This is a genomic window from Streptomyces sp. CB02056, assembly GCF_001905545.1.
Lineage (GTDB): Bacteria > Actinomycetota > Actinomycetes > Streptomycetales > Streptomycetaceae > Kitasatospora.
This window is the reverse complement of record NZ_LIPD01000021.1, coordinates 112588-125540: the sequence shown is the minus strand read 5'-3', so window position 1 is coordinate 125540 and position 12953 is coordinate 112588. Positions and strand designations below refer to the sequence as shown.

10 protein-coding genes are annotated in these 12953 nt (G+C 73.1%); 4 read left to right on the top strand and 6 right to left on the bottom strand.

The window, feature by feature from the left end:
* Nucleotides 1–219: 219 nt before the first annotated feature.
* From AMK13_RS37220 to AMK13_RS37205, 4 genes are all read left to right on the top strand, one after another.
* Nucleotides 220–1830: a trypsin-like serine protease gene (locus AMK13_RS37220; RefSeq protein WP_074005977.1), complete on the top strand. Its 1611-nt coding sequence runs from the start codon at nucleotides 220–222 to the stop codon at nucleotides 1828–1830.
* A gap of 101 nt (nucleotides 1831–1931) precedes the next feature.
* On the top strand, nucleotides 1932–3503 hold the full coding sequence (locus tag AMK13_RS37215; protein WP_074005976.1) for a trypsin-like serine protease: 1572 nt from the start codon (nucleotides 1932–1934) through the stop codon (nucleotides 3501–3503).
* Between the two features lie 92 nt (nucleotides 3504–3595).
* The gene (locus tag AMK13_RS37210; protein ID WP_074005975.1) at nucleotides 3596–5338 is read left to right on the top strand and encodes a trypsin-like serine protease; all 1743 of its coding nucleotides are present in this window, start codon (nucleotides 3596–3598) and stop codon (nucleotides 5336–5338) included.
* A 118-nt stretch (nucleotides 5339–5456) separates the two neighbouring features.
* Entirely contained in the window at nucleotides 5457–7298 is a 1842-nt protein-coding gene (locus AMK13_RS37205) for a trypsin-like serine protease (RefSeq protein ID WP_074005974.1), read from the top strand.
* A 90-nt stretch (nucleotides 7299–7388) separates the two neighbouring features.
* Here the strand turns inward: AMK13_RS37205 and AMK13_RS37200 are convergent, their stop codons facing one another.
* The 6 genes from AMK13_RS37200 to AMK13_RS37175 all read right to left on the bottom strand — a co-directional run bounded on the left by AMK13_RS37200 (nucleotide 7389) and on the right by AMK13_RS37175 (nucleotide 12795).
* Nucleotides 7389–8750, bottom strand: a complete 1362-nt coding sequence (locus AMK13_RS37200; RefSeq protein ID WP_074005992.1) for an MFS transporter — start codon at nucleotides 8748–8750, stop codon at nucleotides 7389–7391.
* A 98-nt stretch (nucleotides 8751–8848) separates the two neighbouring features.
* Entirely contained in the window at nucleotides 8849–9691 is an 843-nt protein-coding gene (locus tag AMK13_RS37195; RefSeq protein WP_074005973.1) for a glycerophosphodiester phosphodiesterase, read from the bottom strand.
* A gap of 145 nt (nucleotides 9692–9836) precedes the next feature.
* Entirely contained in the window at nucleotides 9837–10232 is a 396-nt protein-coding gene (locus AMK13_RS37190; RefSeq protein WP_074005972.1) for a hypothetical protein, read from the bottom strand.
* Nucleotides 10229–10648: a protease inhibitor I42 family protein gene (locus AMK13_RS37185; RefSeq protein ID WP_074005971.1), complete on the bottom strand. Its 420-nt coding sequence runs from the start codon at nucleotides 10646–10648 to the stop codon at nucleotides 10229–10231. The genes AMK13_RS37190 and AMK13_RS37185 overlap by 4 nt, the downstream gene beginning before the upstream one ends.
* Before the next feature lie 65 nt (nucleotides 10649–10713).
* Complete coding sequence (locus AMK13_RS37180; protein ID WP_074005970.1) at nucleotides 10714–12291, bottom strand: peptidoglycan-binding protein; 1578 nt, start codon at nucleotides 12289–12291, stop codon at nucleotides 10714–10716.
* Between the two features lie 168 nt (nucleotides 12292–12459).
* Nucleotides 12460–12795: a hypothetical protein gene (locus tag AMK13_RS37175; protein ID WP_074005969.1), complete on the bottom strand. Its 336-nt coding sequence runs from the start codon at nucleotides 12793–12795 to the stop codon at nucleotides 12460–12462.
* Nucleotides 12796–12953: the final 158 nt, after the last annotated feature.

The window sequence follows — 12953 nt, the reverse complement described above, 5'->3', positions numbered from 1 at the left end:
TCCAACTGCCCGAGGTCTTCGGTATCCAGACCGCAGGTGGCCGCGCGGTCCGGGCCGGCCTCACCACCGGCACCACCCAGAAGACCCTCGACGTCCCCAAGGACGGCTTCCAACCGGTCGGCGAAGGCAACAACGGCGCCTCGACCAGCCTCGTCGAACTGACCGTCACCGGCTGACAGCCACCCGCGCATCCGTTCCTCACCGTCTGGGAATACACATATGCCTCGCAACTCCTCGCCCCGCTCCCTGCGGGCGGGTGTGCTGGTCGCGGCTGCGGCCGCCGGCACGCTGAGCACCTTCTCTCCGGCCGGCGCCGTGGTCGGCGACGCGGCTGCCGACAACACCTACACCGCCGCCACCCGCCTGGTGATCGGCGACAACCTGCGCGGCTGCACCGGCGCGCTGGTGGACCGCTACTGGGTGGTCACGGCCGCCTCGTGCTTCTCCGACGACCCGGCGCAGCCGCAGGCCCTGGTGGCCGGTGCGCCGAAGTGGAAGACGACCGTGACGGTGGGCGCCAAGTCGGCCGAGGTGGCCGAGCTGGTGCCGCGCGCCGACCGTGACCTCGTCATGGCCCGTCTCGCCACGCCCGTCGACGGCATAGCCCCGCTGCCGCTGGCGACCGCCGCCCCGACGGCCGGGCAGAGCCTGCGCGTTCCCGGTTTCGGCCGGACGAAGGACGAGTGGGTGCCGAACAAGCTCCACACCGGCGTGTTCAGCCTCGACAGCGTGAGCGCGACGGGCATCGGCACCACCGGCACCGGCGGCGCGGCGGTCTGCAAGGGGGACACCGGCGCTCCCGCCATCCGTGAGACGAACGGCAAGGCCGAGCTGGTGGCCGTGGCCTCCCGTTCCTGGCAGGGCGGCTGCCTGGGCACCCCGGCTACCGAGACCCGTACCGGCGCGTTCAGCTCCCGCGTCGACGACCTCGGCGACTGGGTGAAGGGCCTGCGTTCCCGCACGGCGGAGGTCAAGGCCGGCCTGCAGCTCCAGATCATCGACATCAACAACAGGATGTGGAACACCGTCGACGACTCCAGGGCCGGCGGCTGGCTCGGCTCCTGGTCGCCCGTCAGCACAGTCTCGTTGACCGCCGTGGACAGCGTCGCCATCGGCGACACCGTGCACGTCTACGCCGTCGGTTCCGACGGCAAGGTCTACACCCACGACGGCAAGGTCGGTGGCGTGTGGACCCCGTGGGGCGAGGTCCCCGGCGGCGCCGGCGGTGCCCAGGGCGTCACCGCCGCGGTCCGCGGCAACACCGTCAGCCTCCAGATCATCGGATCCGACGGTTCCCTCTACAGCACCAGCGTCGACTACGCCGCCGGCAGCTGGCGCGGAAACTGGGAGCAGGTCGGCACCAACAACCTGAAGTCCATCACCAGCGCCACCACCCCTGACGGCGTCGTCCACGTCTTCGCCGTCAACGAGGACCTTCGCGTCTACACCCGCGACAACCGGCCCGACGGCAGCTGGACCCCGTGGGGCGAGATCCCCGGCGGTGCCGTCGGCGTCCAGGGCATCACCGCCGCCGCCCGCGGCAACACCGTCGACCTCCAGATCATCGGCGGCGCCGGCGACCTGTTCACCACCTACGGCCACTACGACCTCGGCCACTGGGACCCGCAGTGGCAGAAGGTCAGCGAGAACCGCCTGAAGGCCATCTCCAGCAGCGCCGAGGGCAACGTCGTCCACGTCGTTGCCGTCAACGAGGACACCAAGGTCTACACCCGCGACGCCGACTACAACGCCGGCAAGTGGACGCCGTGGACCGAGGTCCCCGGGGGTGCCTTCGGCGTGAAGGCGATCACCGCCGCCACCACCGGCTGACCCCGCACAGCACCGCACCGCGTCCCGCCGGACCGGCCGCCGTCCGGTCGCCCGTCCGGCGGGGCGCCACCTTCTCGTCACTCCTCAGGGGGGAATTCCTGATGTCCCGTAAGTCCCAGTTCCGTTCCCGTCGGGCGGGTGTGCTGGTCGCGGCCGCCGCCGCCGGCACGCTGAGCGCCGTCTCTCCGGCCGGTGCCGTGGTCGGCCCCGAGGCTGCCGACAACACCTACACCTCCACCGCCCGTCTGACGATCGGCGACAACCTGCGCGCCTGCACCGGCGCGCTGGTCGACCGCAGCTGGGTGCTCACCGCCGCCTCCTGCTTCTCCGACGACCCGGCGCAGCCGCAGGCCCTGGCGGCCGGCAAGCCGAAGTGGAAGACCACCGTCACGCTCGGCGCCAAGTCGGCCGAGGTGGTCGAGCTGGCGCCGCGCGCCGACCGCGACCTCGTCATGGCCCGCCTCGCCACGCCCGTCGACGGCATCGCCCCGCTCGCGGTCGCCGCCGCCGCACCGACGGCCGGGCAGAGCCTGCGCGTCGCCGGCTTCGGCCGGACCAAGGACGAGTGGGTGCCGAACAAGCTCCACACCGGCGCGTTCACCCTCGACACCGTGAGCGCGACCGCGATCGGCATCACCGGCACCGGCGGCGCCTCGATCTGCAAGGGCGACACCGGTGCCCCGGCGATCCGCGAGGTCAACGGCAAGGCCGAGCTGGTCGCCGTGGCCTCCCGCTCGTGGCAGGGCGGCTGCCTGGGCACCCCGGCCACCGAGACCCGCACCGGCGCGTTCAGCTCCCGGGTCGACGACCTCGCCGGCTGGGTGAACCAGGTGCGGGTCTCCCGTCCGGCCAGCCGACTGTTCGCGGTCGGCGGCGACAGCCAGATCTGGGCCAACGAGGGCGCGTACACCACGAACGTGTGGGGCACCTTCGAGGCCGTGCCGAACAGCGGCGGCGTCCGGCAGGTCAGCGCCGTCACGATGGGCGACAAGGTGCGCCTGTTCGGGATCGGCAGCGACCAGCGGATCCGGACCAGCACCAGGAACAGCGCCGGCGTCTGGTCGCCGTTCGAGGTCGTGCCGGGCAACAGCGGCATCCGGCAGGTGACCGCCGTCGCCATGGGCGACAAGGTGCGCCTGTTCGCCGTCGGCGGCGACGAGCGCATCTACGGTGCGGACGGCGACTACGCCGCGGGCACCTGGAGCGCGTTCTCGCCGCTGCCCAGCAGCGCGATCAAGCAGGTGACCGCCACCGTCGTCGGCAACACCGTGCGGCTGTTCGCGATCGGCGGCGACGGCCGGATCTGGACCAGCACCGGCGACTACACCGCCGGTACGTGGAGCACCTTCGAGGCGATCCCCAGCAGCGGCATCCAGCACATCGCCGCCACCACGATCGGCAACACCGTGCGGGTGTTCGCGGTCGGTGCCGACAGCCAGATCTGGACCACCGACAGCACCGGCAACGGCCCCTGGACCACCTTCGAGAAGGTGCCCGACGCCCTCGGTGTCAAGCAGGTCGCCGCCACCACCATCGGCGACACCATCCGCCTGTTCGCGATCGGCAGCGACGACAAGATCTGGACCGCCGACAAGAAGGCCGACGGCAGCTGGACCACCTTCTACAAGGTCGACAGCAGCGGCATCCAGGGCCTCGCCGCCACCACCGGCTGACCCGGGTCCCGTACCCGTGCCCCGCGGGGGCCGTCGGCGTGAGACCGACCGCCCCCGCGGGCTCCCACCCACCGACCCGAAGGGGAGTCCCCATGTCCCGCAAGTCCCAGCTCCGCCCGCGGCGGGCGGGTGTGCTGGCAGCCGTCGCGGCCGCTGCCGCCGGCGCGCTGACGACCTTCGCCCCGGCCGGCGCCGTCTCCGGCGGCGCCGCGGCCGACACCACCTCCGCCACCACCGCGCGCATCGTCATCGGCGACAGCCTGCGCGGCTGCACCGGCGCGCTGATCGACCAGTACTGGGTGCTCACCGCCGCCTCCTGCTTCGCCGACGACCCGGCTCAGCCGCAGGCCCTGGCGGCCGGCAAGCCGAAGTGGAACACCACCGCCACCGTCGGCGCCAAGTCGGCCCAGGTGGTCGAGCTGGTGCCGCGCGCCGACCGCGACCTGGTGATGGCCCGTCTGGCCGTGCCGGTCGACGGTGTGACGCCGCTGGAGGTGGGCACCTCGGCGCCGACGGCCGGGCAGTCGCTGCGTGTTCCCGGTTTCGGCCGGACCAAGGACGAGTGGGTGCCGTCCAAGCCGCACACCGGCGCTTTCAGCCTCGACACGGTGAGCGCGACCGGCGTCGGCATCACGGGGACGGGCGGTGCGGCGGTCTGCAAGGGCGACACCGGTGCCCCCGCCATCCGTGAGGTCAACGGCAAGGCCGAGCTGGTGGCCGTGGCCTCCCGCTCCTGGCAGGGCGGCTGCCTGGGCACCCCGGCCGCCGAGACCCGCACCGGCGCGTACGCGACCCGGGTCGACGACCTCGGCGTGTGGATCACCAACGTCCGCCACTCGACCCCGTCGGGGACGAAGGTCACCGGCTCGCCGTTCACCGTCGTCGACCCGGCCACCGGGCACCCGCTGACCTTCGTCCAGGACAGCAAGAACCACCTGTGGTCGGTCGACCCGCAGAACGAGGGCTGGACCGACCTGGGCGGCTACGCGGCCGCCCGCCCGACCGCGATCGCCAACCCGGCCGACAACCACGTGATCGTGTACGTCAACGGGCCGGACAACAAGCTCTGGTCCTACGACCGCACCACCGGCAAGTGGACCGAGTTCGTCCCCACCCCCGCCGGGACGGTGCTGGCCCCCGACGCCGTGCCGCGCACGGTCGTCGACCCGGCCACCGGCCACCTGGTCACCTTCGTCCGCGACACCGCCCACCACCTGTGGTCCGTCGACCCGCAGGGCGAGGGCTGGTACGACTTCGGCGGGCTGGCCGCCACCGACCCGGTGCCGGTGATCAACCCGAACGACGGCCACATCGTGGTGTACGTCAACGGGCCGAACAACCGGCTGAACTCCATCGACCGCCGGGGCGCCGGCCGGGTCGAGTTCGTTCCGCCGGCCCTGGCCCCCGACGCGGTCCCCTCGACCGTGGTCGACCCGGCCACCGGGCACTTCACCACCTTCGTCCGCGACGCCGCCAACCACCTGTGGTCCGTCGACCCGTTCGGCCCGGGCTGGCGCGACTGGGGCGTGATGGCCGCCACCGACCCGGTCGCGATCGCCGACACGGCCGGCAACCGGACCGTGGTGTACGTCAACGGGCCGAACAACCGGCTGAACGCGCTGGACTTCGCCACCGGGAAGTGGACCGAGTTCGCGCTCACCCCGTCGGGCACCGCGCTGGCCGCCGACGCCGTCCCGCAGACCGTCGTCGACCCGGTCACCAAGCACCTGGTCACGTACGTCAGGGACGTCAACAGCACGCTCTGGTCCATCGACCCGCAGGGCCAGGGCGGCCCGCTCTGGGTCCGCTTCCACGGCGGCCCCTCCGCGCCCTGACCCGCCCCTGACCCGCGGCAGGCCCGCTGCGGCCCGCCACGGCCGCCGGTCGAAGGCCACCGGCACCCCGCGCACCCGCGGGGTGCCGTCCTCCCCGAACGCTCCCTGGAGATCCCTCATGTCCCGCAAGTCCCAGGTCCGCTCCCGGCGGGCCGGCGTACTCGCCGCGGCCGCTGCCGCCGGCACGCTGTGCAGCATCGTCCCGGCCGGCGCCGTGGTCGGCGACACGCCCGCCGACGGCTCCTACGCCTACACCGTCCGCCTGGCGATCGGCGACAACGTGCGCGTCTGCACCGGCGCGCTGGTGGACCGCTACTGGGTGGCCACGGCCGCCTCGTGCTTCTCCGACGACCCGGCGCAGCCGCAGGCGCTGGCCGCCGGTGCGCCGAAGTGGAAGACCACCGCCACCGTCGGGCGCACCGACCTGGCCACGGGCGCCGGTGTCGTGACGGACGTGGTGGAGCTGGCGCCGCGTCAGGACCGCGACCTGGTCCTGGCCCGCCTGGCCGTGCCCGTCACCGGCATCGCCCCGCTCGCGGTCGCCACCACCGCCCCGACCGCCGGCCAGACCCTGCGGGTGCCCGGGTACGGGCGCACCAAGACGGAGTGGATCCCGAACCGGCTCCACTCCGGCGCGTTCAGCCTCGACACCGTGAGCGCGACGGGCATCGGCACCACGGGAACGGGCGGCGCGGCGCTCTGCAAGGGCGACACCGGCGCCCCCGTGGTCCGCGAGGTCAACGGCAAGGCCGAGCTGGTCGCCGTGGCCTCCCGCTCCTGGCAGGGCGGCTGCCTGGGCGTGCCCGCCACCGAGACCCGCACCGGCGCGTACAACACCCGGGTCGACGACCTCGGCGCGTGGATCAACCAGGTCCGCGACGGCTGGTGGGACACCGTCACGGCCAACCCGGCCGCCCGCAGCTCGGTCTACGACCCGGTCCGGAAGACCACCACGGTCTTCGCCGTCGACAGCGACCGCCACGTGGTGTCCTCCTCCAGCGCGGACGGCACGACCTGGAGCGACTGGACGCGGGTCGGCGGCGACTGGCGGTTCGCGAGCGTCCCCACCGCCGTGTTCAACCCCGCCACCGGTGCCATCGAGCTGTTCGCCATCGGCACCGACGGTGTGCTCTGCCAGACCTACTGGCTGCCGGACGGCAAGGGCTGGACCGAGTGGTACTACCAGCCCACCGACAAGAGGTTCACCGGCAGCCCCACCGCCGTCTACAACCCGGCGACGAAGACCGCGGAGGTCTTCGCCACCCGGACCGACGGGGGCGTCGCGCACTCCTACTACACCGTGGGCACGACGGGGTGGAGCGGCTGGTACGACATCAAGGCCAACAAGGAGTTCACGGGCAGCCCGAGCGCCCTGTACAACCCCTCCACCGGCGCCATCGAGCTGTTCGCGGTCAACACCGACGGCGTGCTGAAGCAGAGCTACTGGTTGCCGGGCCAGGACTGGAACCCCTGGTACGCCCAGGACGACAACGTGAGGTTCACCGGCAGCCCCACGTCCGCCTACAACCCGGTCACCAAGGTCGTGGAGGTCTTCGCCACCCGGACCAGCGGGGCCGTCGCGCACTCCTACTACACCCCGGGCATGACGAAGTGGAGCGGCTGGTACGAGGTCCCCGGCCGCGGGTTCGCGGGCTCGCCGACCGCCGTCTTCGACCCCGCCACCGGCGGCTTCGCGCTGTTCGCGGTCGACGGCAACGGCGTCCTCGCCCGCTCCGAGTGGCAGCCCGACGGCAAGCCGTGGAGCGACTGGACCAGCATCGGGGACTGGAGGTTCACCACCGGCCGCTTCCCGACCGCGACGTTCAACGCGGCGGCCGGCACCCTGGACCTCTTCGCCACCGGCCAGAACGGCGCCTTCAACCACGCCTCGTACCGGCCGGGGAAGAGCGGGTGGAGCGGCTGGAGCACGCTCCCCGGCAAGACCATGGTCACCGGCTGACGAAGCGTCCGCGGGCCGTTCACGGACCGGGCCCGGCCGCTCCCCCTGCCTGAGCGGGGAGCGGCCGGGCCCGGTCCGTCGTGCGCGCGCTCAGAGGCGCTCGGGGACCGGGTTGCCGACGGCCTCGATGGCGCGGCGGACCGGGACCTTGAGCAGGACGGCGAAGCCGATGACGAAGAAGACCAGCAGCGAGATGATCGCCGAGCGGTAGCTGCCGGTGAGCTGGTAGGCGAGGCCGAAGACGAGCGGGCCCATCCAGCTGGTGCCGCGGTCGCTGACCTTGTAGAAGCTGAAGTACTCGGCCTCCCGGCCCGGCGGTATGAGGTGGGAGAAGAGGGAGCGGGAGAGTGCCTGGCTGCCGCCGAGCACCAGGCCGATCATGCAGGCCAGGGCGTAGAACCAGGCGGGCTGGTGGGCGGGCATGAAGTAGCCGAGGGCCAGGGTGACGACCCAGCCGACCAGGGAGCCGAGGATGGTCCGCTTGGCGCCGTACCGGTGGGCGATCCGGCCGAGCAGCAGGGCGCCGCCGATCGCCACGACCTGGACCAGCAGCACGGCGGTGACCAGCGAGGTCTGCTCCATGCCGAGTTCCTCGCTGCCGTAGAGCGAGGCCTGGGAGACGACGGTCTGGATGCCGTCGTTGTAGCAGAGGAAGGCCGCGAGGTAGAGCAGGGTGAGCGGGTGCTCGCGCATCCGGCGCAGGGTGCGGCCGAGTTCGCGCAGGCTGCCGGCGGCGGGCTTGCCGGGCTTGCCTGGCGCGGTGGCCGTGGTTTCCGCGGGGGCGGCGGGGGCGGCGGGGGCGGTGGGGGCGGTGGGGGCCACGCCGGCCCGGGAGGGCAGCCGCAGCATCGGGACGATGGTGAACAGCGCCCACCACAGGCCGGCCGAGGCGAGGCAGATCCGTACGGCGGTGCCGGAGTCCAGGCCGAACGCGTCGTGGCCCTGGAACAGCGCCAGGTTGGCGATCAGCAGCAGTCCGCCGCCCGCGTAGCCGTAGGCCCAGCCCTTGGAGGAGACCTTGTCGCGCTCGTCGGGGGAGGCGAGGCCGGGCAGGTAGGCGTAGGACAGCGCGACCGAGACCGCGTACGCGATGTTGGCGACCACCAGCAGCCCGCCGCCGAGCAGGTAGCGGTCGCCGCCGAGGAAGAACATCCCCATCGTGGCGAGCGAGCCGACGTACGCGAAGCCGCACATCAGCTCCTTGTGCCGCCCGGTGCGGTCGGCGACGGTGCCGGTCAGCAGCATCACCGCGACCGAGAGCAGCACGGAGAAGGAGACCGTGTACGGGAAGAACGATCCTGCGCGGATCGTCAGGCCGAGCGGGTGGACGTTGCCGGCCGCGTCGGCGGCGTCCTTGGCGACGGTGGTCAGGTACGGGCCGAGGAACACCGTCAGGACGGTGGCCGAGAAGGCGGCGTTGGCCCAGTCGTTGATGTACCAGCCGAACTGCATCCGGCGCAGGGAGCGTGCGTCGGTGTCGGCGGCGGCCGGGTCGGCGTCGGGGGAGGTCGGTGGGTCGTCCGGCAGGTGCGTCGCCGAGTTCGTGGTGCTCATGGGGTTCCCATCACCGTGCTGGAGCCGGTACTGCCGTCCGTCCAGCAGCCGCGCTCGCCGAGGACGTCCCGCAGGACGTCGATGCGATCGGCCATGATGCCATCCACACCCAGGTCCAGGAGAGCCCTGATCCGTGTGGGATCGTCCACAGTCCAGACGTGCACCTGGAGGCCGAGCCGGTGGGCGGTGCGGACGAAGGCCCGGTCGACCACCCGGACGCCCCGGTGACGCTCCGGCACCTGCGCGCACAGCCCGGCGAACGGCGCCCCGGACGGGGCTTCGGACGGCGCTCCGGACCGTGTGGAGGCCCGCCCGGGCAGGAACGATTCGGCCAGCGAGCGCAGCCGCAGCCGGGCCACCTCACGCGGGCCGAGCGAGGTCGCCAGCCGGGGTCCGGCGGCGGCGCGGACGGCGGCCAGCCGGCTGTCGGAGAAGCCGCCGACGCAGACCCGGTCCCAGGCGTCGGTCCGGCGGATCGCCTCGACCAGCGGCCCGACGGCCGGCGCCGCCTTGACGTCGATGTTGAAGCGGGCCCCGGGGAACGCGCCGAGCAGGTCCTCCAGCAGCGGCACCGGCTCGGTCCCGCCGATCCGGGCCCGCCTGACGCTCTCCCAGGGCAGCTCCGCCACCGCCCCGGCGCGGTCGGTGACCCGGTCCAGGTGCGTGTCGTGGAAGGCGACCAGCACACCGTCGGCGGTCGCGTGCACGTCCGTCTCCAGGTAGCGGTACCCGAGCGCGACGGCGGCCTCGAAGGCGGCGAGCGAGTTCTCGGGGCGCCCGAGGTCACCGCCCCGGTGGGCGAAGGCGAGCGGCCCGGGGTGGTCGAGGAAGGGGTGCATGCGGTGCTCCGAGCTGCGGGGGGAGGGCCCGACGGGTCCGACGGGGTCGGGATCCGCGGGCGTACCAGCGCGTTACAGTATGACGCACCCTGTCAAGCAGTAACGCGCTACCGGTCCCCGGCCGGATCCCTGGCCAGGCCCCCCGTCAGGCCCCCCGGACGTCCCGGCGCATGCCGAGGATCTCCGCGACGGCGTCCAGCCACCGGGCGAGCAGCTGGTCGCCGTCGACGCTGGTGACGGTGGTGGCCGCCGAGCCCAGCCAGTCGCGGGCGAGCCGGGCCGGCTCCGCCCCGGGCAGCGGCTCGGCGAGGTCCGCCGCGTAGCGGGCGCCGCCGCTGCGCACCACCTCGGCGAGGAAGGCGAGCGACCGGGGGAGCACCCCCAGCGCGTCGGCGGCCAGCGCCGCCGCGACGGCGCCCTCGCCGAACAGCGCGGCCCGGTGCGGACCGGCGAAGGCCAGGCCGTAGCGGAGCATGGCGGACACGTCGAGCTGCCGCAGCTCCTCGTCGGTCCTGGGACGGAAGCGGTCGTCGGGGCTCATCGGACCGTCACCGGGTAGGTGTTGCGCACGACCATGTTCCTGTTCTCTTCGCTGGGTGCGGGGAGGTTGCAGTAGCTGCGGAAGCAGTTGAGGAGGGTGACGGCGGTGGTCCCGCGGCCCTTGGCCTCGAAGGTGTAGAAGCGGGTGCCGCCGACGCCGTCCGAGGTCTTCGACTCCGCGGGGAGGTCGAGCTTCTCCGCGACCAGGGCCGCGACCGCGGCGTCCGGCTGCGGGGCCGCGACGCTCCAGCGGTCGCCGACCGAGGAGTTGTCCCGGACGGCGATCGTGAAGCGCTCGCCGACGGCGAGGCTGACCGAGCGCTCCTCCGCGCCGAGCACCCGGCCGCGGTCCGGACCGGACGGCGCGTCCTGCCCGCAGGCCGTCAGCCCGGCCGCCAGGACGGCCACCAGTGCCACCGCCCGCAGTGGCCCGCGGGCCGGCCTCCGCGCCGACGCCGCCGTGAACACCCTTGCCACGCCGGTCACTTCGGCAGGTGGACGGCGTAGGCGGTGGGCAACCGGTCGTCCGAGGCCCCGGCCATCCGGCCGTTGACGAAGTCGTCCTCGCTGACCCAGGTGGTGGTGCCCCACGGGTTGTAGATCTGCAGCATGTTGCCCTCCTGGCCGACGATCATCATCGCGTGGCCCGACCGCTTGCCGTCCTTGTCGTAGCCCTCGACCCCGACCGGCACCGGCTTGCCGTCGGCGACCGCCTTCTCGATGTCCGGCAGCAGCTCGCGCCGGGCGTTGCTGTCCGGCATCGGCTTGTAGTCGAAGTCGGCGCCGGTGTGCGGGCTGACCTCCTTCTCCAGCACCTTCTCCTTGCCGTCCGCCCCCATGCCGTCCCAGTTCGCGCCGCCGTCGCCCTCCTGGTGCACCCGGTGCTGCTCGGCCAGCAGCCGCTGCTGGAAGGCCGCCGGGTCGTCCTCCTGGCCGGACGGGCCGCCGGTCAGGTCCAGCGCGTAGAGCGGGTCGACCATCGCCCGGGCGGTGACGGTGGAGGAGGCGACGCAGGTGCCCTCGCTGTCCGCCTGCTTCCAGTTGGCGCCGTCGAAGGTCACCTGGTCGGTGTTCCGGTTGGAGCCGTTGTCCTGCTGCCCGCCGCTGCTGGTGTCCCCGTCCTCGGTGTAGACGGGCGTCAGGTGCGTCCGGAGCCACTCCGGGTCCTTGCCGTGGATCTTGCCCTGGAAGGCGCGGATCTCGTCCATGGAGTGGCCGGCCGCCAGCGCCTTCATCAGATAGGCGCGCTCCTGCGGGGACTTGGAGTCGGCGAGCAGCTTCTCGAAGTCCGCCCGGTCCTTGTCGTTCATCTTGTCCAGGTACTCGCCGGACCGCTTCATGTCGTTGGCGGTCAGCAGCTCGTTCAGCTCGGTCGGGCCGTCCGGACCGGAGGTCTCGGCCAGCACCAGCTTGTCGGCGGCGGTGACGGCGTTGGTCTTCATCTTCCCCGCCCGGGCCTCGGAGGCCAGCTTGTTCAGGTCGCGGGCCGCCGCCCGGGCCGCCTCGTCGGCGTGTTTGGCGGCGCTCAGCATCGCGTCGACCTGGGGCACGGCGGCCTGCTGCGCCTTCTTGCGCGCCGCCTCGTCCTCGTCGTCCTCGAACCACTCGTCGAACCAGCCCTGCTCGCCGCCCAGTTCGCTCAGCACCTGCTGGAGCGCGGACCGCGCGGCGCCGTCCTGGCCCTGGGCGGAGCGCAGCGCGTCCGCGAGGCCGAGCAGGGCCGTCCCGCCGTTGTAGAGCGCGGTGGTCTGCTGGTCGACGGCGCGGGCGGCGGCGGCCACCACCTCGGCGGCCTTCGCACCCGTCGAACCGGTCCAGACGTCCGGCAGCCCGGAGGTGGCGACCGCCAGGACCTCCTGGTGGAGCTGGGTCGAGTCGGCGGCCGCGGTCTTGTAGCGGTTGCCGGTGGCCTCGATGGTGCCCGGGTCCCCGACCGGCGCGTGGACCGCCAGCGCGCCCTTGATCGCGGAGATCAGATCGTTCTTGTTGTCCGCCCCGCGGACGTCCTTCAGCCGGTCGGTCAGCGCCTTGCAGCGCTGCGTGGTGGATTCGCCTGCCATGACGGCCCGTTCGCCCCCTGTACCCGTTGCCCGTGGTGTCGTTCCCCGCCGCTGCCCGGCGGTCCTCCGCCGGCTGCCCATCGGCCGCTCGACGGCTGCTCATCGGCTTGCGGACGTCAGCTCGTCAGCCGCCGTCCGCTCCGGTGTCCGGCGCGCGCCGGCCCCGCCTCAGCCGAAGGGCCGGTAGTCGCCGCTGCGCGAGGCGGAGGCGAGATCCTTCACCACGCTGCCGTCGGCCGACTGGTAGCCGTTCGAGGAGCCCCGCACCTTGCCGGCCAGCTCGCTCAGCGCGCTCTTGATCGTCGCGGTCTCCGCCTGCCAGGCGCTGCTGAAGTTGCGGTACGCCGGGTCGACGTCCTCGCCCCCGAACACGTCCGCGCTGTAGCAGACCGGGTCGCTGATCGCCGTTCCGATCGTCCCCTCGTCCCCGGACGCCTTGTCCAGCGCCTTCGCCTGCCCCTCGGCCCCGCCGGCCTGGATCGCGTACCCCGACCCCTGCGCCATGGTTCACCCCTCGTGCGTCCCCCGAGCCGTCCACGCGACGGCGTTCGAGCACCCTACGGGCCCTCCGGTGCCCGGGCAATTCGTATCGCGCCTGGTGGGAGGGCTGTTGCGAATTCATGACACACCGTCCGGAACCCGGTGACGGCGGGCGACGGACG

Excerpts from the sequence above, each read along its gene's own strand:
- AMK13_RS37220 (WP_074005977.1), top strand. The coding sequence starts at position 220 with ATGCCTCGCAACTCCTCGCCCCGCTCCCTGCGGGCGGGTGTGCTGGTC.
- AMK13_RS37215 (WP_074005976.1), top strand. The coding sequence starts at position 1,932 with ATGTCCCGTAAGTCCCAGTTCCGTTCCCGTCGGGCGGGTGTGCTGGTC.
- AMK13_RS37210 (WP_074005975.1), top strand. The coding sequence starts at position 3,596 with ATGTCCCGCAAGTCCCAGCTCCGCCCGCGGCGGGCGGGTGTGCTGGCA.
- AMK13_RS37205 (WP_074005974.1), top strand. The coding sequence starts at position 5,457 with ATGTCCCGCAAGTCCCAGGTCCGCTCCCGGCGGGCCGGCGTACTCGCC.
- AMK13_RS37200 (WP_074005992.1), bottom strand. The coding sequence starts at position 8,750 with ATGCAGTTCGGCTGGTACATCAACGACTGGGCCAACGCCGCCTTCTCG.
- AMK13_RS37195 (WP_074005973.1), bottom strand. The coding sequence starts at position 9,691 with ATGCACCCCTTCCTCGACCACCCCGGGCCGCTCGCCTTCGCCCACCGG.
- AMK13_RS37190 (WP_074005972.1), bottom strand. The coding sequence starts at position 10,232 with ATGAGCCCCGACGACCGCTTCCGTCCCAGGACCGACGAGGAGCTGCGG.
- AMK13_RS37180 (WP_074005970.1), bottom strand. The coding sequence starts at position 12,291 with ATGGCAGGCGAATCCACCACGCAGCGCTGCAAGGCGCTGACCGACCGG.
- AMK13_RS37175 (WP_074005969.1), bottom strand. The coding sequence starts at position 12,795 with ATGGCGCAGGGGTCGGGGTACGCGATCCAGGCCGGCGGGGCCGAGGGG.